At 71.7% G+C, this 20245-nt stretch carries 21 protein-coding genes; 7 read left to right on the forward strand and 14 right to left on the reverse strand.

From position 1 onward, the window contains the following. Positions 1-13: 13 nt before the first annotated feature. The 3 genes from ABT154_RS16630 (at position 14) to ABT154_RS16640 (ending at position 2156) form a co-directional block, all read left to right on the forward strand. On the forward strand, positions 14-778 hold the full coding sequence (locus tag ABT154_RS16630) for a metal ABC transporter ATP-binding protein (RefSeq protein WP_351857547.1): 765 nt from the start codon (positions 14-16) through the stop codon (positions 776-778). Between the two features lie 2 nt (positions 779-780). Beyond that, the gene (locus ABT154_RS16635; protein WP_351857548.1) at positions 781-1674 is read left to right on the forward strand and encodes a metal ABC transporter permease; all 894 of its coding nucleotides are present in this window, start codon (positions 781-783) and stop codon (positions 1672-1674) included. A 71-nt stretch (positions 1675-1745) separates the two neighbouring features. Further along, complete coding sequence (locus ABT154_RS16640) at positions 1746-2156, forward strand: Fur family transcriptional regulator (protein ID WP_317874157.1); 411 nt, start codon at positions 1746-1748, stop codon at positions 2154-2156. 88 nt (positions 2157-2244) lie between these two features. Here ABT154_RS16640 and ABT154_RS16645 read toward each other — a convergent pair whose 3' ends face one another. The 5 genes from ABT154_RS16645 to ABT154_RS16665 all read right to left on the reverse strand — a co-directional run bounded on the left by ABT154_RS16645 (position 2245) and on the right by ABT154_RS16665 (position 4876). Beyond that, positions 2245-2763, reverse strand: coding sequence for a YcxB family protein (locus tag ABT154_RS16645; protein ID WP_351857549.1), 519 nt, complete (start codon positions 2761-2763; stop codon positions 2245-2247). A gap of 21 nt (positions 2764-2784) precedes the next feature. After that, complete coding sequence (locus ABT154_RS16650) at positions 2785-3609, reverse strand: isoprenyl transferase (RefSeq protein ID WP_056559144.1); 825 nt, start codon at positions 3607-3609, stop codon at positions 2785-2787. Between the two features lie 13 nt (positions 3610-3622). Continuing rightward, a complete protein-coding gene (recO, locus tag ABT154_RS16655) occupies positions 3623-4372 on the reverse strand; it encodes a DNA repair protein RecO (protein ID WP_351857550.1) in 750 nt (249 codons plus the stop codon). 70 nt (positions 4373-4442) lie between these two features. Next, entirely contained in the window at positions 4443-4658 is a 216-nt protein-coding gene (locus tag ABT154_RS16660) for a hypothetical protein (protein WP_351857551.1), read from the reverse strand. Beyond that, positions 4655-4876, reverse strand: coding sequence for a hypothetical protein (locus ABT154_RS16665; protein ID WP_351857552.1), 222 nt, complete (start codon positions 4874-4876; stop codon positions 4655-4657). Before ABT154_RS16665 ends, ABT154_RS16660 begins: the two co-directional genes overlap by 4 nt. A 795-nt stretch (positions 4877-5671) precedes the next feature. Between ABT154_RS16665 and ABT154_RS16675 the strand changes: the two genes are divergently transcribed. Further along, positions 5672-7042, forward strand: a complete 1371-nt coding sequence (locus tag ABT154_RS16675) for an FAD-dependent oxidoreductase (protein WP_351857553.1) — start codon at positions 5672-5674, stop codon at positions 7040-7042. Between the two features lie 68 nt (positions 7043-7110). Next, positions 7111-8703: an ATP-binding protein gene (locus ABT154_RS16680; protein WP_351857554.1), complete on the forward strand. Its 1593-nt coding sequence runs from the start codon at positions 7111-7113 to the stop codon at positions 8701-8703. A 10-nt stretch (positions 8704-8713) separates the two neighbouring features. Here the strand turns inward: ABT154_RS16680 and ABT154_RS16685 are convergent, their stop codons facing one another. The 3 genes from ABT154_RS16685 to leuA form a co-directional block, all read right to left on the reverse strand. Next, complete coding sequence (locus ABT154_RS16685; RefSeq protein ID WP_351857555.1) at positions 8714-9406, reverse strand: TerB family tellurite resistance protein; 693 nt, start codon at positions 9404-9406, stop codon at positions 8714-8716. 132 nt (positions 9407-9538) lie between these two features. Continuing rightward, the gene (locus tag ABT154_RS16690) at positions 9539-10870 is read right to left on the reverse strand and encodes a choice-of-anchor A family protein (RefSeq protein ID WP_351857556.1); all 1332 of its coding nucleotides are present in this window, start codon (positions 10868-10870) and stop codon (positions 9539-9541) included. Between the two features lie 271 nt (positions 10871-11141). Continuing rightward, positions 11142-12914, reverse strand: a complete 1773-nt coding sequence (gene leuA / locus ABT154_RS16695; RefSeq protein ID WP_351857557.1) for a 2-isopropylmalate synthase — start codon at positions 12912-12914, stop codon at positions 11142-11144. A gap of 291 nt (positions 12915-13205) precedes the next feature. On the opposite strand from leuA, the gene ABT154_RS16700 reads away from it, so the two are divergent. Beyond that, positions 13206-14252: a M4 family metallopeptidase gene (locus ABT154_RS16700; protein WP_351857558.1), complete on the forward strand. Its 1047-nt coding sequence runs from the start codon at positions 13206-13208 to the stop codon at positions 14250-14252. Positions 14253-14272: 20 nt separating this feature from the next. Beyond that, on the forward strand, positions 14273-14536 hold the full coding sequence (locus ABT154_RS16705) for a protealysin inhibitor emfourin (RefSeq protein WP_351857559.1): 264 nt from the start codon (positions 14273-14275) through the stop codon (positions 14534-14536). Between the two features lie 82 nt (positions 14537-14618). On the opposite strand, the gene era is transcribed toward ABT154_RS16705, so the two are convergent. From era to ABT154_RS16735, 6 genes are all read right to left on the reverse strand, one after another. Next, a complete protein-coding gene (gene era / locus ABT154_RS16710) occupies positions 14619-15569 on the reverse strand; it encodes a GTPase Era (protein ID WP_374115426.1) in 951 nt (316 codons plus the stop codon). 29 nt (positions 15570-15598) lie between these two features. Then, a complete protein-coding gene (locus tag ABT154_RS16715) occupies positions 15599-16573 on the reverse strand; it encodes a WxL protein peptidoglycan domain-containing protein (RefSeq protein ID WP_351857560.1) in 975 nt (324 codons plus the stop codon). A gap of 66 nt (positions 16574-16639) precedes the next feature. Continuing rightward, positions 16640-17974, reverse strand: a complete 1335-nt coding sequence (locus ABT154_RS16720; protein ID WP_351857561.1) for a beta-xylosidase — start codon at positions 17972-17974, stop codon at positions 16640-16642. A 202-nt stretch (positions 17975-18176) separates the two neighbouring features. Continuing rightward, positions 18177-18656: a hypothetical protein gene (locus tag ABT154_RS16725; protein WP_351857562.1), complete on the reverse strand. Its 480-nt coding sequence runs from the start codon at positions 18654-18656 to the stop codon at positions 18177-18179. Positions 18657-18869: 213 nt separating this feature from the next. Then, positions 18870-19232 carry a cytidine deaminase-like protein gene (locus tag ABT154_RS16730; protein ID WP_351857563.1) on the reverse strand — a complete coding sequence of 121 codons (363 nt, stop codon included), beginning with the start codon at positions 19230-19232 and terminating at the stop codon, positions 18870-18872. Between the two features lie 130 nt (positions 19233-19362). Next, the gene (locus tag ABT154_RS16735) at positions 19363-20223 is read right to left on the reverse strand and encodes a helix-turn-helix transcriptional regulator (RefSeq protein ID WP_351857598.1); all 861 of its coding nucleotides are present in this window, start codon (positions 20221-20223) and stop codon (positions 19363-19365) included. Between the last annotated feature and the right edge of the window lie 22 nt (positions 20224-20245).

The following is a 20245-nucleotide window of genomic DNA, read 5'->3' on the forward strand; positions in this document are numbered from 1 at the left end:
GGAGGTACGAGCGATGGAACCGGAACCCGTCATTTCCGTCCGCGGAGCCTCGGCGGCCCTCGGCGCCCGGCCCGTCCTCCGGGGCGTCGACCTCACCGTGCGCCGCGGCGAGGTCGTCGCGCTGCTCGGCGCCAACGGCTCCGGCAAGTCCACCGCGGTCCGCTCGGTCATCGGCCAGGTGCCGCTGACGGGCGGCACGATCGAGCTGTTCGGCACCGACCGGAAGCGGTTCCGCGACTGGGCCCGGGTCGGCTACGTGCCGCAGCGCACCACCGCCGCCGGCGGCGTGCCCGCCACGATCCGCGAGGTCGTCTCCTCGGGTCGGCTGTCCCGCAAGAGGCTCGGCTGGCTGTCCCGGCAGGACCGGGCCGCCGTCGAGCGGGCCATCGACCTCGTCGGCCTCGCCGACCGGGCCGGGGACTCCGTCTCCGCGCTCTCCGGCGGCCAGCACCAGCGGGTCCTGATCGCCCGCGCGCTCGCCTCCGAACCCGAACTCCTGATCATGGACGAGCCGATGGCGGGCGTGGACCTCGCGAGCCAGGAGATCCTGGCCGCGACCCTGCGCGAGCAGGTCGCGGGCGGCACCTCGGTCCTCCTCGTCCTGCACGAGCTGGGCCCCCTGGAGCCGCTGATCGACCGGGCGATCGTGCTCCGCGACGGCTGCGTCGTCCACGACGGCCCGCCGCCCGAGGCCGTCGGCCAGCACGCCCTGCCCGGCCACGACCACGTACATCCGCACGCGGCCGGCGAGCCGCTCCGCACGGGACTGCTGAGCTGATCATGGACTTCCTCGAACCGGCCTTCATGCAGCGGGCGCTCCTCGCGGCCGTCCTCGTCGGCATCACCGCCCCCGCCGTCGGCATCTACCTGGTGCAGCGCCGCCAGGCACTGATGGGCGACGGCATCGGCCATGTCGCCATGACCGGCGTCGGCCTCGGCTTCCTCCTGAACTCCAGCCCGGTCTGGATGGCGACCCTGGTCGCCGTCGTCGGCTCGGTGGCGATGGAGCTGATCAGGGCGTACGGGAAGACCCGCGGCGACCTGGCGCTCGCGCTGCTCTTCTACGGCGGCATGGCGGGCGGCGTCCTGCTGATCAACCTCTCGCCGACCGGCTCCAACGCCAACCTCAGCTCGTATCTCTTCGGCTCGCTCTCCACGGTGTCCACCGAGGACATCACCGCGATCGGCATCCTGGCGGCCTTCGTCGTCCTGGTCACCGTCGGTCTGCGCCGGCAGCTCTTCGCCGTCAGCCAGGACGAGGAGTTCGCCCGGGTCACGGGTCTGCCGGTGCGCGCCCTCAACCTGCTGATCGCGGTCACGGCGGCGGTGACCGTCACGGTCGCCATGCGGGTCGTGGGCCTGCTCCTGGTCAGCGCGCTGATGGTGGTGCCGGTGGCGGCGGCCCAGCAGCTGTCGAAGTCCTTCCGCGCGACCTTCGTCCTCGCGGTGGCGACCGGCATCGTGGTCACCCTGGCCGGCACGGTCACCTCGTACTACCAGGACGTACCGCCCGGCGCGACGATCGTCCTGTACGCGATCGGGGTCTTCATCGTCCTGACCCTCCTCGCCACCCCGCTCGCGAAACGGCGGGCGCGGGCGGCGGAGGTGGCCGCGGCCGGGTGCGACGTACCGGTTCCGGCCACCCGGCGGCCGACGGACGACGTGAAGGTCTGATCCGGTCAGGCCTCGGCACCACGGGGGACTGGCAGAATGGCGGGGGCAGACAAGCATTCAAGGAGGCCCCCGTGGTGACGGCAGGACCCCCCGTACAAGGCCGTTCGACCAAGCAGCGGGCCGCCGTGTCGGCGGCGCTGAACGAGGTGGACGAGTTCCGCAGCGCCCAGGAGCTGCACGACATGCTCAAGCACCGCGGCGACTCGGTCGGCCTCACCACCGTCTACCGCACGCTCCAGTCCCTGGCGGACGCGGGCGAGGTCGACGCGCTGCGCACGAGCGAGGGCGAGACGGTGTACCGCCGCTGCTCGACCGGCGACCACCACCACCACCTGGTCTGCCGCGTCTGCGGCAAGGCCGTGGAGGTGGAGGGCCCGATGGTGGAGCAGTGGGCCGAGACGATCGCCTCGGAGCACGGCTTCGTGAACGTGGCGCACACGGTGGAGATCTTCGGGACGTGCGCGGACTGCGCGGAGAAGTGACCCGAGCGGTGACCTGAGAGGTGACCCGAGAGGTGACCTGACATACGAGGGGCCGCACCGAATCGCTTCGGTGCGGCCCCTCGTCGTCTCAGGCGTGAGTGATGTTCCGGTCCAGGATCGCCCGCAGCCGGTCGGCGTCGGCCGGGCCGGCGAGCCCGTGCTTGGGCAGGTACGCGAAGCCGGTGCCGGACTGCTGGGCCGTGAGCAGCACGAAGAGCCGGGGTGTCTCCACGTACCGCGGCAGCAGCCCCCACCGGATCGTGGTCTCCGTGTCCCGGGAGGTCCACCGGGCCCCGTCCTCGCCGACGACGGCCGTGGCGTCGCCCTGGGACCTGATCAGCCGGAAGACGATCCGGGCCGTCAGCCAGGGCAGCGACTCCGCACAGCCCACGGCGAGGAGGCCGAGCGCCAGCAACAGGGCCGTCGTACCCGGTTCCGGCGAGGGCGGCAGCAGGGCCAGGCCGGCGACCAGGAAGGCGAGCACGCCGCCGCCCCAGGCCGTCCACCGCAGCAGCCGCCACCAGACGGTCGCCCGCAGCCGGACCCGTACGGCCTCCTTCACGTCGCCGAGGTCGGGCGAATAGGCGAGTACGAGCTGTTCGTCCATGGTGATCCCCCCGGGTTCCGCTCAGGCCTTGTCGAGTACGGCCATGTCGGCCGGGTCGACGCCGCCGAAGCGGCGGTCGCGCTGGGCGAACTCGACGCAGGCCCGCCACAGGTCGCGCCGGTCGAAGTCGGGCCACAGCACGTCCTGGAAGACCATCTCGGCGTACGCGCTCTGCCAGATCAGGTAGTTGGAGGTGCGCTGCTCGCCGCTGGGCCGCAGGAAGAGGTCCACGTCCGGCATGTCCGGGTAGTACAGGTACTTCTGGATCGTCTTCTCGGTGATCTTCGCCGGGTCGAGCCGGCCCGCCTTGACGTCCTCGGCCATCGCCTGCGCCGCGTCCGTCAGCTCGGCGCGACCGCCGTAGTTCATGCAGAAGTACAGCGTCAGCTTGGTGTTGTCCTTGGTCTGCTCCTGGGCGACCTGGAGCTCCTTGGCCACCGACTTCCACAGCTTCGGCATGCGGCCCACCCAGCGCACCCGGACGCCGAGCGAGTCGAGCTGGTCGCGGGACTTGCGGATGAAGTCGCGGTTGAAGTTCATCAGGAAGCGGACCTCTTCGGGCGAGCGCTTCCAGTTCTCGGTGGAGAAGGCGTACAGCGAGATCGACCCCACGCCCATCTCGATCGCGCCCTGGAGCACGTCGAGGACCTGCTCGGCGCCGACCTTGTGTCCCTCGGTGCGCGGCAGCCCGCGCTCCTTCGCCCAGCGGCCGTTGCCGTCCATGACGATCGCGACGTGTTCCGGGACCAGCTCCGACTGGAGCTTCGGCGGGCGGGCGCCGGACGGGTGCGGCTCGGGGGTGCTGTACTCCCGACGCTGGCGCCCGAGAAGTCGTGCGATGGCCATGGCGATGGATCTCCTAGCTCTTCTCTACGTACCGCAGGGAGCGCAGGCCGCGCTCCAGGTGCCAGTGCAGATAGGCGGACACGAGCCCACTGCCCTCCCTGACGTGACGCGGCTCGCACGCGTCCGCCGTCTCCCAGTCGCCGGTGAGCAGCGCGCTGAGCAGGCCGATGGCCTCCGCAGAGGGTACGACGCTTCCGGGCACCCGGCAGTCGCCGCAGATGACGCCGCCGGCCGCGACCGAGAAGAACCGGTTCGGCCCGTGCATTCCGCATTTCGCACAGTCCTCGAAGCTCGGCGCGTAGCCGTTCACGGCGAGGGAGCGCAGGAGGAAGGCGTCCAGGATGAGGTGGGGGGCGTGCTCGCCCCTGGCGAGGGTCCGCAGACCGCCGACGAGCAGCAGGTACTGCTGCACGGCGGGCTCGCCCTCGTGGTCGGTGAACCGTTCCGCCGTCTCCAGCATCGCGGTGCCGGCGGTGTACCGGGCGTAGTCGGTGACGATCCCGCCGCCGTAGGGGGCGATCGTCTCGCTCTGGGTGCAGAGCGGCAGCCCGCGGCCGACCAGCTCACTCCCCCGGGCGAAGAACTGCACGTCCACGTGCGAGAACGGTTCGAGTCGCGCGCCGAACTTCGACTTGGTCCGCCGGACGCCCCGCGCGACGGCGCGTACGCGTCCGTGACCGCGCGTGAGGATCGTGATGATGCGGTCCGCTTCACCCAGCTTCTGGGTGCGCAGCACGATGCCGTCGTCGCGGAACAGACTCATGGGCCCATTCTCGCGTACGGGAGGAAGGACCCTGACCGGGAGTCGGAGGCCGGGCGCTTCCCCGCCCGCGTCAGGGCACCTCGCCCCGGCTCCGCGCGTTCACATGCGCGGTGGCCGCGCTCAGCCGCTCGGCCGAGGTGGCCTCCCGTACGTCCTCGGGCTCCACGTCCCACTCGCGCCCGCCGCCCAGCGACCGGATCTGGACGTAGGGGCCCTCGTGGCCCATGACCCTTCCGACCCGCCCGGTGCGGATCTCCACGACGTACGACCCGATGGGCAGCGTCATGACCTGCTCTCCTCCTCCGGCAGTAGGGCGGCGGCGAGGAGCCGGGCCGTTTCCACCGTGCAGCGTCCCAATTCGACGAGCGGCCTCGGGGTCTCCGCGGAGAGCGTGACGGCGTCGAGCCCGAGCGAGGGAAGCGTGATTCCCGCCCTGGCGAGCGCCTCGCGCAATTCCGTCACGGCCTCTTGTGCGGCTTCGAGTGTCCCCGTGGTCGTCTTCATGATGTCTTCCTTCACCAACGTATGCCTTTCTGAATCCATTTCCCGCTTCGCCTCACCAGGGTGGCGGTGGATCCGTAGAATCGACAGATGCGCAGGTCGCACAACTGCGGCGTAGCATCAGGGAGTTAGTTCATGGCCAAAGGCGGGCGGCGGGGCGGGGCTCCCCAGGGGAACAGGCTGCACGGGTGTTCGTTTCGGGTGCGCACATCGGCCTGTTCGAGCAGGGAATTCGAAAGCCGCGGTGGGATGTGGTGATGAGAATCGAGGAGTCCTGCAAACCGGCGGTATTTTCGAACGAGCCCTATTTCCATCGGGAACGCTCCCCGATGATCCGGCGGCGGTGAAGCGCACACGGCCCGGACCCTCGTCGCTCTACAGAATCACCCGGTCACTTGGCACCAGGATCCCGGGCGTTGCGTGACGGAGGCCCGGGAGAGCGCGGAGGCACTCGAAGCCCACGCCAAGGCCTTCGGCCCGGTCCTGGCCGACCTCGGCCAGGCGGGCATCCGGCCCACGATCATCCCGGCGCACAACGTCGTCGTCGGCCAGGGCCCGAATTGCCAGACAGGCCCCGGCCAGGGGCGGGCGGGATCACCGCGGTCACCGAGACGCCCACCGGCTGACCGGACACCGCCTGATCGCCCGTACGACACACAGGTGGACTTATGGAAGTCATAAGTCCACCTTATGGATTCATAGACCAGGGGCGGGTACCGGTCCGCGTCCGGCATTATTTAGGGTGGCCTAAGTGTCGGCGGCTTCGCCGCCACCTCGCTTGCGAAGGGAAACCCAGTCATGCCCCGCCCCCTCCGGGTCGCGATCGTCGGCGCCGGCCCCGCCGGAATCTACGCCGCCGATGCGCTGCTGAAGTCCGAGGCCGCCGCCGAGCCGGGTGTGTCCATCGACCTCTTCGAGCGGATGCCGGCCCCCTTCGGTCTCATCCGCTACGGCGTGGCCCCCGACCACCCCCGAATCAAGGGCATCGTCAACGCCCTCCACCAGGTCCTCGACAAGCCGCAGGTCCGCCTCTTCGGCAACATCGACTACGGCACCGACGTGCACCTCGACGACCTGCGCGCCTTCTACGACGCGGTGATCTTCTCGACCGGCGCCATGGCCGACCGCCCGCTGGGCATCCCGGGCGTGGAGCTGGACGGCTCCTACGGCGCCGCCGACTTCGCCTCCTGGTACGACGGCCACCCCGACGTCCCGCGCACCTGGCCGCTCGAAGCGGAGAAGGTCGCCGTCCTCGGCGTCGGCAACGTGGCGCTCGACATCGCCCGCATCCTCGCCAAGACCGCCGAGGAGCTGCTGCCGACGGAGATCCCGGCCAACGTCCACGACGGCCTCAAGGCCAACAAGGCCGTCGAGATCCACGTCTTCGGGCGCCGCGGGCCGGCCCAGGCGAAGTTCAGCCCCATGGAACTGCGCGAGCTGGACCACTCCCCCACGATCGAGGTCATCGTCAACCCCGAGGACATCGACTACGACGAGGGCTCGATCGCCGAGCGGCGCAGGAACAAGCAGACCGACATGGTCGCCAAGACCCTGGAGAACTGGGCGATCCGCGATGTCGGCGACCGCCCGCACAAGCTCTTCCTGCACTTCTTCGAGTCGCCCGTCGAGATCCTCGGCGAGGACGGCCGGGTCGTCGGCCTGCGCACCGAGCGCACCGAGCTGGACGGCACCGGGAACGTGAAGGGCACCGGCACGACCACCGACTGGGACGTCCAGTCCGTCTACCGCGCCGTCGGCTACCTCTCCGACGAACTGCCCAAGCTGCCCTGGGACACCACCACCGGCACCGTCCCGGACCAGGGCGGCCGGGTCGTCGAGGAGACCGGCGAGCACATGGCCTCCACCTACTGCACCGGCTGGATCCGGCGCGGCCCGGTCGGCCTCATCGGGCACACCAAGGGCGACGCCAACGAGACCGTGGCGAACCTCCTGGACGACTTCGCGAACGGGCGGCTGCTCACCCCGGACGCCCCGGAGGAGGACGCCGTCGTGTCGTTCCTGGAGAGCCGGGGCCTCACGTACACGACGTGGGAGGGCTGGTACGCCCTGGACGCCGCCGAGAAGGCACTCGGCGAGCAGCAGGGCCGCGAGCGCGTGAAGATCGTCGAGCGCGAGGACATGCTGCGCGCGAGCGGCGCGATCGAGTAGGTCCTTCACGACGAGCCCACGCCCCTTCCCGGTCCTACCCTGAAAAGGACCGGGAAGGGGCGTGAGCCATGTCCGCACCCACCATGCACGGCCCGCCCGCGGCCGACGCGGTCGCACGCGCTCGTGACGCGGCCTCCCGTGAGGCCTGGGCCGAGGCGTACACGCTGCTCCACGCGCACGACCGCCACCCGTCGCGCGGCCTGACCGCCGACGACCTCTCCGTCCTCGCCGACGCCGCCTGGTGGTCCGGACACGTCGAGGAGTCCGTCACCGCCCGGCTGCGGGCGCACGCCGCCCATGTCGCCGCCGGGGACCACCGGGGCGCCGGGCTGGCCGCCTGGTGGCTGTCGGAGGAGTACCGGGGCCTCGGACGGCCCGCGGCGGCTGCGGGCTGGCTGCACCGGGCGGGGCACCATCTGGAGGACCTGCCGGACTGCCCCGAGCAGTGCTATCTCGCCTGGACGGCGGCCGAGGAGGCCGAGGCCCGGGGCGACCCCGGGGCCGCGCTCGGCTCGGCCCGCCGTGTGACGGATCTGGCCCTGCGCTCCGGCAGCCCCGATCTGCTGGCCCTCGGCCTCCAGGCCGAGTCGGGCGCGCTGCTCTCGGCCGGCCGCAGGACCGAGGCGCTCGCCCTCCTGGACGAGGCGATGCGGATGGTGGCGGCGGGAGAACTGAGCGGCATGTTCACGGGCCGCCTGTACGAGCTGAGCCTCGCCCGGTGCATGGAGACGGCGGCCCTCGGCCGGGCGGCGGAGTGGACGAACGCGGCGATGGAGTGGTGCGCGCCGCCGTGGTCGGGCCGCCGGCCGGAGGAGGACGGCCTCCCGACGGACAGCCGCACGGCGGACGGCCTTCCGGCCAACCGCTTCCCGGCCGACGGCCTCCCGGCCGACGCGCCCGTGCCGCCCATGGCCGTGCCCGCCGGCGAGAACCCCTTCCGGGGGGTCTGCCGGGCCCGTCGGGCCGAGGTGCTCGACCTCCTCGGCGCCTGGGCGCTCGCCGAGGCCGAGGCACGCCAGGCCTGCCGGGAAGTGCCCGTGGACCGGCTGGAGGCCGCCGCCGCCGCGTGCTACACCGCCGGTGAGATCCAGCGGCGCCAGGGCCGTACGGACGCCGCCGCCGTCTCGTACGGGCACGCCCACGACCTGGGCCGCGTCCCGCAGCCGGGCCTCGCCCTGCTGCGCCTCGCGCAGGGCCGGACCGACGCGGCCGTCGCGGGCGTCGAACTCGCCCTGGCCCACCACGCCACGGCCGGCCGTGACCTGATGGGCCGGGCCCGGCTGCTCGCCGCCCGCACCGAAGTGGCGCTCGCCGTCGACGACATGCCAGGGGCGGCTGAGGCGGCGGCCGAACTGGACGCCCTCGCCGACGACGTACCGCTGCCGCGTGCCCTCGCCGACACGGCGCTCGGCTCGGTCGCACCGCCCCGGGAGGCCCGGGAGGTGCTGCGGAGGGCACTCGCGGGCTGGCGGGAGCTGCGTGTGCCGTACGAGGCCGCCCGGGTACGGACGCTGCTCGCGGTCGCCCACCGGGCGATGGGCGACGAAGCGGAGGCGCGCAGGGAGCTGGGCACCGCGCGGGCCCTGTTCGAACGGCTCGGAGCCGTACCGGACGCCCGGCGCGCGACGATGCTCGGCGCCGCCGGAGCGGTACGGCGCTGAGGGCCGGGCCCTACGAAACGGTCCTGGCCGAGGCCAGGAGCCGGGTCACGTCGTCGGGGGTGAGCGCGAGCGCGTTGCCGACGGTGCCGAGGACCTCGCGCTCGCACGGGCTGTAGGCGCCGTCCGCGAGGGCGATCCGGGCGGCCTGGACGAGGATCGACTCCCGCCCCGAGGGTGCCAGGTGCGGGGTGAGCGGCTCCAGGGCCTCGTGCAGCTCGATCGCGAGGAGCGCCCCCTCGGGGTTCACCTCGGGCATGAACCGCCCGGTGTCGGCCTCCAGGGCCTCCACGAGGTCGACGAGCTGGACGGCCGTGCAGTCCGCGAAGCCGGCGGACCGGACCGCGTGGACGGCCCGGTCCAGGACCTCGCGGGAGTCGGTGCCGCCGGCCGCGAGCACGGCCAGGGCGACGGTGTGCACCGCGTCCCGCAGCATCGCGGAGAAACGGCTCGTCGTCGGGTGGTCGAGCACCTCCGTGCCGAAGTGGGTGTGACAGGCCGCGCACTCGACGACGGGCCCCGTACAGCCCCGGGGCAGGACGGGGACCCCGAGGACGGCGAACCTGCGGCGGCCGGTGCGCCGCCGGTAGTTGCGGTCGCCCCCGCACTCCTCGCAGAAGAACTCGCCGTCTCCGACGGTGTTCCAGGAGGTACGGATTCCGCAGACGCCCACTTTCCCACCACGTGAATTCCGGGCAGACCGCACACGCACCTCCTCAACGGCCCGGCTGCACTGCCGGCGTTGGCGTGATGTTAGCCACATCCTTGATGTGGCGTCAGCACCCCGTCAGGAGTTCACTCAGGAGTTGGCCGAGACACGACACGCTTCCGGAATCGGTCAGGAGGCGCGGCGACGGCGCTTTGCGAAGGCCAGGAAGCCTCCGCCGACGAGGACGGCGGCCACGGCGGCGCCGATCACGCCCGGTCCGATGGCCGAACCGGTCGTCGCGAGATCACCCTCCGGGGTGGCGGACGGCGCCGGGGTCGGCGTCGTCGCCGGGGCAGTGGTGGCCTCACCCGGACCGGCCGGGGTGGACGGGGAGGCGGAGCCGCCCGGCGTCGACGGCGTCGCGGTGGGGGTGGAGCCCCCCTCGCTGGGGGTGGGCTCGGGGGTGGCCGGCGGGGTGGGGACGGGGGTGTCGGTCGGCTTCGGGGTCTCCGGGGTGACGACCGGGCCCGGCGTCTTCTCCCCCGGCAGGCAGCCGGTGAAGTTCATCTGGTGGGTCTCGGCGCCGGGGACGGTGACGAGCTCCTCGGCGACGACCGAGCCGTTGACGTGGCCGGGGCCGATGTTCTTCCCGCCCATCTCGACCTTGGCGTTCGGCGCGAAGATCGTGCCGGGCCACGAGGTGTAGTTCTTCTTCACGCTCTCGGCCTGCGGGAAGTTCCACAGCAGCTTGGAGCGGATCTGCCGGTACTCGTCGCGCGGCACCGCGTAGTCGTCGACGACCGGGGCGCCGCCGTCGAGGTTCTCGTAGTAGACGCCGTAGGTGGCCGAGGTGCTCATGTCGTACGAGGTGCCGAGCACGTTCACCAGGGTCGAGGAGCCGACCGGGACGTCCAGGGTGATCGCGCGGAACTTCTCCAGGTCGGCGGCGTTCACGGCGAAGACGTTGAGCTTCGGGTCGGTGCCCGTGAGGAAGATGCCGTCACCGGAGGAGGCGACCGCGCCGTTGGGCTCCGTGGCGGCCCAGCCGGTGGACAGCGCCCGCAGGTTCGTGAACTCCTTGCCGAAGTCGACCGGGGAGGCGCCCTGAGCGACCTTGTCCCCGTCGACACCGAAGCCCTGGCCCGGGGTGGAGCGGTCGACGACCTTGCCGGCTATGCCGGTGCCGTTGTCCAGGACGACCTGGTTCGCGTAGAGCGTGCCGCCGACGACGAGGCTGCGACCGCCCGGCAGCTTGGCGAGGTCGGCGCCGGTGAGCTTGTGGCCGATCGAGAAGCCGGAGGGCTGCTTCGGGTCGCCGAAGTACGCGTCGCCGCCGACCGCGACCGCACCCTCGGAGTCCGAGTGGCGGGTGGAGTCCTTCTCGACGAACTCGGCGTACAGACCGGCCGTGCCCAGCGGTTGCGCCACGCACTCGGTGGTGGTGGCGGAAGCGGCGGGGGCCCAGGCGAGGGCGGCACCGGTCACCGCGAGAACGGTGGCCACGGCAGCGGTCGTACGCATGCGGAACTCCAGGTCAGGGAGGTGCGAAGGGGGCGCGTGGGGGGGTGTCCGAGGGGACGCGTTGACCTTCCGCCATTCCCTGATGTGCCGTCAACTCATCCGATATGCCATTGATTCCGGCATAGCGGGATGATCTTCCTTAAGCGAACCTGAAGCAGTGATGCAGCTCACACGGCGGCTCGCATGGCAGCTCATATACGAGACCGCCCCGCCCCTTCGGAAAGGGGCGGGGCGGCAGGGGTCCGAGCGGGTCGGCCTGCTTCGCGCGGGGTCAGCGGGCGGAGCGGTTGACCGCCGAGATGACCGCCTTCAGGGAGGCGCGGGTCGTGTTGGCGTCGATGCCGATGCCCCACAGGACCTGGCCGTCGATGGCGCACTCGATGTACGAGGCGGCCTGCGCGGAGGCACCCTCGCTCATCGTGTGCTCCTGGTAGTCCAGCAGGCGGGCATCCACGCCGATGCCCTGCAGCGCGGCGAAGAAGGCCGAGATCGGACCGTTGCCGGAGCCCGTCAGGACGGTGTCGGCGCCGTCCACGACCGCCTCGACGGTCAGCGTGTCCGTGCCGTCGGTGTCGGAGGTGGTCTGGCCGGAGCGCAGCTGGATCCGTCCCCAGCGAGCCGCGGCGTCCTCCGGGTTCGGCAGGTACTCGTCCTGGAAGACGGCCCAGATCGCGGCCGGCGTGACCTCGCCGCCCTCGGTGTCCGTCTTCTGCTGGATGATCTTCGAGAACTCGATCTGCATCCGGCGGGGCAGGTCCAGCTTGTGGTCGTTCTTCAGGACGTAGGCGATGCCGCCCTTGCCGGACTGCGAGTTGACCCGGATGACGGCCTCGTAGGAGCGGCCGACGTCCTTCGGGTCGATCGGCAGGTACGGCACCGCCCACTCGATCTCGTCGACGGTCCTGCCCGCGGCGGCCGCGTCGGCCTCCATCGCGTCGAAGCCCTTCTTGATGGCGTCCTGGTGGGAGCCGGAGAAGGCGGTGTAGACCAGGTCGCCCGCGTAGGGGTGGCGCGGGTGGACCTCCATCTGGTTGCAGTACTCGCTGGTCCGGCGGATCTCGTCGATCTGCGAGAAGTCGATCTGCGGATCGACGCCCTGGCTGAACAGGTTCATGCCCAGGGTCACCAGGTCGACGTTGCCGGTGCGCTCGCCCTGGCCGAACAGGCAGCCCTCGATGCGGTCGGCGCCGGCCATGATCGCCAGCTCGGCCGCCGCCACCGCCGTACCGCGGTCGTTGTGGGGGTGGACCGACAGGCAGACGTGCTCGCGGCGGGTCAGGTTCCGGGACATCCACTCGAAGCGGTCCGCGTGCGTGGACGGCGTCGAACGCTCCACGGTGGCGGGCAGGTTCAGGATGATCTCGCGGCCCGGACCGGGCTGCCAGACGTCACAGACCGCCTCGCAGACCTCCAGGGCGAAGTCCAGCTCGGTGTCGGTGAAGATCTCGGGGCTGTACTGGTAGCCGAAGGTCGTCCGCTCGTCGAGCAGCTTCTCCGCGTACTCCATGACCAGCCGCGTGCCGTCCACGGCGATCTGCTTGATCTGCTCCTTCGAGCCGCGGAAGACGACCCGGCGGAAGGTGGGCGCGGTCGCGTTGTACAGGTGGACGGTGGCGCGCCCGGCGCCGACCAGGGACTCCACGGTCCGCTCGATCAGGTCCTCGCGGGCCTGGGTCAGTACGGAGATGGTGACGTCCTCCGGGATCGCGCCGTCCTCGATGATCGAGCGCACGAACGCGAAGTCGGTCTCGCCGGAGGACGGGAAGCCGACCTCGATCTCCTTGTAGCCCATGCGGACCAGCAGGTCGAACATCTCGCGCTTGCGCGCCGGGGACATCGGGTCGATCAGCGCCTGGTTGCCGTCACGCAGGTCGGTGGACAGCCAGCGGGGCGCCGTGGTGATGCGCTGCTCGGGCCAGGTGCGGTCGGGGATCTCCACGGCCTCGTACCGGCCGTACTTGTGGATCGGCATCCCGGACGGCTTCTGCAGCTGCGTCGCGTTGGTGACCGGCGTGGGGCGGCTGACGAACGGGGACTGGGTCATCGCGTTGGGCTCCTCGGGTCCAGCAAGAAGGACGGCCGACTGTCGAACGCAACACCAGGTCCCGCGGGGAGGGGGTCGGCCTACGACTACAGGCCCTCGCCGCGGCAGCTAAGGAGAAGCAGCCCGAAACGCATGATGGCGGCAGCCTAGCCCAGGACGACGGAGACGGACGTCCTGTTTCAGTATGCGGGACGGCCTCCGCGTCAATGCCGAACAGTGACGCATCACTCCATTTCGCCAATCCTCGTCTCATCCCGTGACACGCGCCTCACTCAGTGCCACATTGCGGAGATGACTCCCCACACGCCTGTCTTCTGCTCGATCGTCCCCCCGCACCTCCTGGAGCACCTCGCGCGCTCCTCGAACGCGGCCGTCGCGGCGACCGCCCGCCGCACCCTCGTCGCGGACGCCTCGGCCCGTACCTTCCGGGTCCTGCCGCTGCCCGGCACCGCGCCCACCCCCGCCGGGACCGGCCGGCCGCACCGCACCGTCCACGACTGCGAGCGGGGCACGGTCCTGCCCGGCGTCAAGGTCCGCGGCGAGGGCGAGGAGGCCACCGGTGACGCCACCGTCAACCGGGCGTACGCGGGCCTCGGCGCCACCTTCGAGCTCTTCATGAACGCCTTCGGGCACGACTCGATCGACGGCTCCGGGCTGCCGCTGATCGCCTCCGTCCACTACGACGAGAACTACGGCAACGCCTTCTGGAACGGCGAGCAGATGGTGTTCGGCGACGGCGACAACGAGATCTTCCTCGACTTCACCCTCCCCGTGGACGTCATCGGCCACGAGCTGGCCCACGGCTTCACCCAGTACTCGGCGAACCTGGAGTACTTCAGCCAGTCCGGCGCGCTCAACGAGTCCGTCTCCGACGTCTTCGGCTCGCTCGTGAAGCAGTACGCCCTCGGCCAGACCGCCGGGCAGGCCGACTGGCTCATCGGCGAGGGCCTCTTCCACCCGAACGTGGAGGGGACGGCGCTGCGCTCCATGAAGGCCCCGGGCACCGCGTACGACGACGACGTCCTCGGCAAGGACCCGCAGCCCGGCCACATGGACGACTACGTGCGCACCGGCCGCGACAACGGCGGGGTGCACATCAACTCCGGCATCCCCAACCACGCCTTCTACCTGGCCGCGACCGAGCTGGGCGGCAGCGCCTGGGAGCGGACCGGGCAGATCTGGTACGACGTGATGACCGGCGGGACGCTCACCCCCGAGGCCCGCTTCTCCGAGTTCGCGGCGGCCACCGTGGCGGCGGCGAAGGCGCGGTACGGCGAAGGGGAGGAGATCCAGGCCGTTCTGAAGGCCTGGTCCGCGGTGGGGGTGCCCACCGACTGACCGGCTGGTAGACAGGGCCCATGCGGATTCGAGTGCGGCGCACGGGCGGTTTCGCGGGCATCGAGCGGTCGGCGGAGGTGGACACCTCCGGCCGGCCGGACGCGGACGGCTGGCACACCCTGGCCGGGACCGTCCTCGACGAGGGCGGCGACGAGGGCCGGGGCGTGCCGGACGGCTTCGCCTACGAGATCACCGTCGACGGCGTCACGGTCCGCTGCCGCGACCCGCGCCTCTCGGACGCGCAGAGGACCCTCATCACGAGGGTCCTCAAGGAAGGCGCGTAGAAGCTCTCAGGGACCCAGCTTGCGCAGCTGCTTCGGGACCCTCTTCACCGCCGTCCTCCTGCCGGACGGGTGGCGGGTCTCCCTAGAACCCCAGCTTCCGCAGCTGCTTCGGGTCGCGCTGCCAGTCCTTCGCGACCTTCACGTGGAGGTCCAGGAAGACCGGGGTGCCGAGCAGCGCCTCGATGTGCTTGCGGGACTTCATGCCGACCTCCTTGAGGCGGCTGCCCTTCGGGCCGATGATGATGCCCTTCTGGCTGGGGCGCTCGATGTACACGTTGGCGTGGATGTCGAGCAGCGGCCGGTCAGCCGGGCGGTTCTCGCGCGGGATCATCTCCTCGACGACCACGGCGATGGAGTGCGGCAGCTCGTCCCGTACGCCTTCGAGCGCGGCCTCGCGGATCAGCTCCGCGACCATGACCTGCTCGGGCTCGTCCGTGAGGTCGCCCTCCGGGTAGAGCGGCGGGGACTCCGGGAGCAGCGGGATCAGCAGGTCGGCGACGAGCTGGACCTGCTTGTTGCCGACGGCCGAGACGGGCACGATCTGCGCCCACTCGAAACCCAGCTCCTTGCCGAGCTGGTCGACGGCGATCAGCTGTTCGGCGAGCGTCTTGGAGTCGACCAGGTCGGTCTTGGTGATGATCGCGACCTTGGGGGTCTTCTTGATCCCGGCCAGTTCCTTGGCGATGAACTTGTCACCGGGGCCGAGCTTCTGGTCGGCGGGCAGGCAGAAGCCGATCACGTCGACCTCGGCCCAGGTGGTGCGCACCACGTCGTTGAGCCGCTCGCCCAGGAGGGTGCGCGGCTTGTGGAGCCCGGGGGTGTCGACCAGGATCAGCTGCGCCTCGGGGCGGTGCACGATGCCGCGCACCGTGTGCCGGGTGGTCTGCGGCCGGTTCGAGGTGATGGCCACCTTCTGGCCGACCAGAGCGTTCGTGAGAGTGGACTTGCCCGCGTTGGGGCGGCCTACGAAGCAGGCGAAGCCGGCCCGGTGGACGGCTTCGGTTTCTTGGTTGCGAGCGCTCATGGGGGCCATTGTCCCCGATGAGCGCCCGCCTCACGCACTCAGTGGGTACTCGCGTCCGTACCCGCGTCCGCCGGGGCCGCCCGGAGGCGCCGTACCCGCAGGGCGAAGACGCCCGCCGCACCCCCGACGAGCAGGGTTCCGGCGGCGAGCCAGGGCAGTGCCAGGAAGGACACCGTGCCGGTCTCCTTCACGTCCTTCGCGGTCGCGGTGAGGGTGACGTCACCCCAGTCGAGCTGCGGCGAGCCGGCCCACCGCTCGGTGAGCCTGATCTTCTGCCGGGGCAGCAGCTCGGCCGGCACCTTCGCCAGGTCGCGGTCGAGGAGGGTGCGGCCGAAGAGCCCTTCCGCCTTGAGGACGACCTTGGGGCTGAGGGTGACGTTGCCCCGGTTGTACAGGGTGTACGAGACGACGGCGCTGCTCCTCCGGGTGCCGGGGACCAGCGGCCGGTCCTGGTCGAGGGTGACGTCCTCGACGGCGAGGGCGGGCACGGTCGGCCCGTTGATCCGGAGGTAGACGCGGGCGGCGACGGCCCGCTGGACGCCGACGGCGACGGAGCCCTTCGCGCCGGGGCTGATCCGCTCGTCGAGGGCGACGAGGGCGCCCGGGTGGTCGCCGGGGTCGGCGTCGGCGGGCACGGTCAGCGTGTACGGGACGGTGACGGCGGAGCCGGGCGGGACGGTGATCCGGGTCCGCTCGGGCTTGATCCAGGCGCCCGCGCCGGTCTGCTTCTCCCGCTGGGTGCGGACGGCGAAGCCGCCGTCCCGGTCGGTGTTGTAGGCGTCGGCCCCGTAGAGCCGGAAGGTGAGCGGCGCGGCGGTCTTGTTGGCGACGGTGACCCGGTCGGTGACCGTGGAGCCGGGGTCGGCGGTGAGGAAGAAGTACGGGCGGCTGCCGAGTTTCGCGGCGGCCGGGTAGACGGCCCACTCGCCGTTCTCGGCGGCCCGCGCGACCGGCGCGAGGCCCAGGAGGACGAGGAGGGCGCTCAGGAGGAGGACGTACGGCTTGACGCGCACGGTGCGGAACCCCCGGGGTGCGGATCGGAGCGGGCCGGCCGGGTGCGCGCCCGGCCCGCTGTGCGGTCAGGACAGGGTCAGCGTGAGCACGCCCGCGTACGCGCCCGGCGCGGTGAACGCCGGGACGTCGAGGGAGAGCCCGGCGTCGACGGTGAACTCGCCGCCCGTGAGGGCGCCGTTCGGCGTGGAGGCGAGGGTCGCGCCGCCGCTGCCGACCGGGCCGGCCGAACCGGCCGCGCAGGTGCTGGGGCTGCCCGCCTTGGCGCTGCAGGCCGGGGTCCAGCTGAGGTTCCCGGCGCCGATGGCGCCGCCGGGGCCGGTGAAGTCGGTGACCTTGCCGGTCAGGGACCAGCCCGCGGGGCCGCCGCGGAAGTCCTTGACCGTCACCGTCTGGAGGGCTCCGGTGGCCGCGCCGCCCTGGCCGAAGTCGACCGCGGACAGCTGGACGGCGTCACCGGCCTGCGTCATGGACAGCTCGCCGGCCGTGACGGTCGCGGTGACCGTCTGGCTGTTCGGCGGAGCGGGGACGACGACCTTGTACGCGGCGGGTCCGGCACCCTTCTCCGGGTCCCAGGCCGCGCCCTCGTACGCCACGACCCCGGTGGTCGCCGCGTCGTTGACCTTCAGACGGGCGGCGAAGGCGCCCTCGCTGTCGGTCGTGACGGTCATCCGGTCCGCGGTCTCCGCGCCGCCGGCCCGGCCGACGACGGTGACCTCGGTGAGCGGGGTGAACTTGGCGCCGCTGACGGTCACCCGGACCCCGGGGTCACCGGAGGCGTTGTCGAGCTGGAGCGTCCGGGCGTTGGGGCTGGTGACGGGGCTCGCGACGACCGTCTCGGAGACCGGGGCGGGCGGGTTGAGCACCGTACAGGGGGTGTCCAGCTCCATCAGGTAGCTGGTGTGGATGTTGTAGTCGCCGGGCGACAGGGTGATCGATCCGGCCTCGGTGACCGTGAAGGTGCCGGTCATGGAGAAGGCCGGGAAGGAGCCCTTGCCGGGGACCGGCGGGTTCTTCTTGGGTCCGGTGACGGTCACGGCGCCGGACTGGGCGCCGCCGAGGACGACCTTTCCGCTCGGCGTCATGATGTCGGCCGGGAGGGCCAGGTCGACCGGGTTGGACGCGGCGGGCTTGGTGATCGTGTAGGTGACGGTCACCGTGTCGCCGACCTTGGGCGCCGACTTGTCGACCGTGATCGCGGACGTGGTCGTGCCCTCGATGGCCGGGATGCCGGCGATCGGCGGCGGGACGCAGCGCGTGGGGAACTGCACCTCCACGGAGGTGCTTGTCGCGCCGGCCGGGGCGGCGACGGCGCCGCCGCCGACGACCGCGAGGGCGGTGGCGCCGAGGACGGCGGTCCAGCGCCGTCTTCGGGCCGCCGCCCGGGATCGGGTGAGTGCCATGGGAGTGCCCCCTCCTGAGGAATGAGTGGGCGCCATTGACGGCCGCCGGCGAAAAGAAGTCAATGCAAGCGAAAGACATCGACTGATGACCCATCAGATAATGTCAAGATCGTCGGCTTCGGCGTTTCCCCAGGTCATCGCCCCGGAACACGACGGAGACCGGTGCCGCCCGAAGGCGACACCGGTCCGGTTGGGGCAGGGCTCAGCTGAACACGAACGGGCCGGGCGACTGCGAGGTCACCGCGTCGCAGTTCACCGTGACCCCGAAGATCACCATCTTGAGGGCGACACCCGCGAAGTACGAGTTGAGGCTGTCACCCGAGGCCACGGTCCCGCTCAGCGGACCCATGACCACGGACTGCCCGGCAGCGAGCGCCGGGTTCTTCTTCCCGGTGAAGACCCGGGTGCCGCCGCCGCCCTTGGCCAGCGTCAGGGTCGAGCTGATCGTGTCGGCGCCGACCGCGATCGGCGTCGTGACGGCGGAGGTGACGGTGATGGTCGCGGCGGTGCCGCTCTGCGTGGCCGTGAGGGTGGCGGTGCCACCGCCCCAGCTTCCGCAGTCGTACGTCGCCGTGGCCGTCCCCGGCGCCACGGCGGCGGCCGTCGGAGCGAAGGCCAGCGAGGCGGCGGCGATGCCGCCGGCGAGGACCGCGACGGTCCCTAAGGTGCTTCTGCTTCTCATGGCGAGTTCGAACCCCTTCCGATGACGAACGCAGGGGTGCGGACACTGCGTGAATGGTGGAGATCTGACGGTCCGTCGGACGAACCGGTGTTCATTGAGACGCAGACCGCCGGGGAAGGCAAGAGAAGACGCGGTGATCCTTCACAAACACACAAAGACACGGAGGGCCCGGCTCTCCGCCGGGCCCTCCGTGTCCTGATCTCGCCGCTCGGTTCAGCCCGCGGTGACCGCCGCGCGCAGCTGTCCGTCCGGGCCCGCGAGCAGCACCGGGGTCTCCGGGCCGCCGAGGTCCCGTACCGCCGCGCGGTCCTCGTCCGAGGCGGCCCCGGCGTTCGACACGACGGCCGCCGCCTCCAGCGACCGGGCGCCGCTGGCCACCGCCATGGCGACCGCGGTCCGCAGCGCGCTCAGGCGGAGCGACTCCAGCTCCACCGTGCCCGCCACGTACGTACGCCCGGTCTCGTCGCGCACCGCGGCCCCCTCGGGCACGCCGTTGCGCGCGCGGGCGCTCCGCGCCAGCGTGATGATCTTGAGGTCCTCGGCGCCGAGGTCGCCGTGCTCGCTGCTGAGTGTCATGCCCTGAGCATAGGTCGAGGCCGGGACGGGCCCGGGTCCGGTCTCAGCCCGCGACCGCCCGGCGTCTCACCACGCGACCGGTCCGTCCGCCCGGGGGATCAGCCCGCGACCGGTCCGTCCGCCCCTGTGATCAGCCCGCGACCGGGTACATCGCTCCCCGGCGGCCCTCCGGCGACACCAGCCACTCCAGCTTCTCCGCCGTGCCCGCCTCCGGCAGCGGCGTGTGCATCACGATCACCAGGTCCGGCCGGGCCGGGACCCTGAGCTGCGTCGCCTCCACGAACAGCGCGCCGACCAGCGGATGCGTCAGCTCCTTGCGGTTCTGGCCACCCGGCAGGATGTCCCGCCGCTCCCACAGCTCCACGAACTCCGGGCTCAGCTCCTTGAGCTCCTCGACCACCGCGCGGAAGCCCTCGTCGTCCGGGCACTCCGAGCAGGCCGAGCGGAACTGCGCGACGACCCTCGGCGCGAGCCCCTCCCAGTACCCCACGCGCGCGCGGTAGAGCGGATCGGTGAAGAAGTTCACCAGGCAGTTCTGCGAGATCTCCGGCCGCATCCCGAGCACGATCGACGCCGCGTCGTTGTACAGGATGGTGTTCCAGTAGGCGTCCATGATGTGCGCCGGATACGGCATCCACGCGTCGATGAGCCGCCGCAGCCCCTCGCACATGTCCCGGTCCTCCGGGGCCGTCTGCGGGGCCGGCGGGTTCAGCGCCGCCAGGACGTACAGATGGCGCCGCTCCGCCGGACTCAGCCGCAGCACCCGCGCCACCGAGTCGAGCACCTGCGGCGAGACCGTGATGTCCCGGCCCTGCTCCAGCCACTGGTACCAGGAGACCCCGACGCCCGCGAGGACCGCGACCTCCTCCCGGCGCAGCCCCGGCGTGCGGCGCCGAGCGCCGCCGTCCGGCAGCCCCGCCTCGGCCGGGCTCACCCGGGCCCGGCGGCTCATCAGGAACTCGCGCAGCTCGCCCAGCCGGTGCTGCTTCATCGTGGTGCTCTCGGGAGCGGTG

Source organism: Streptomyces sp. NPDC001728, assembly GCF_040297565.1.
Lineage (GTDB): Bacteria > Actinomycetota > Actinomycetes > Streptomycetales > Streptomycetaceae > Streptomyces.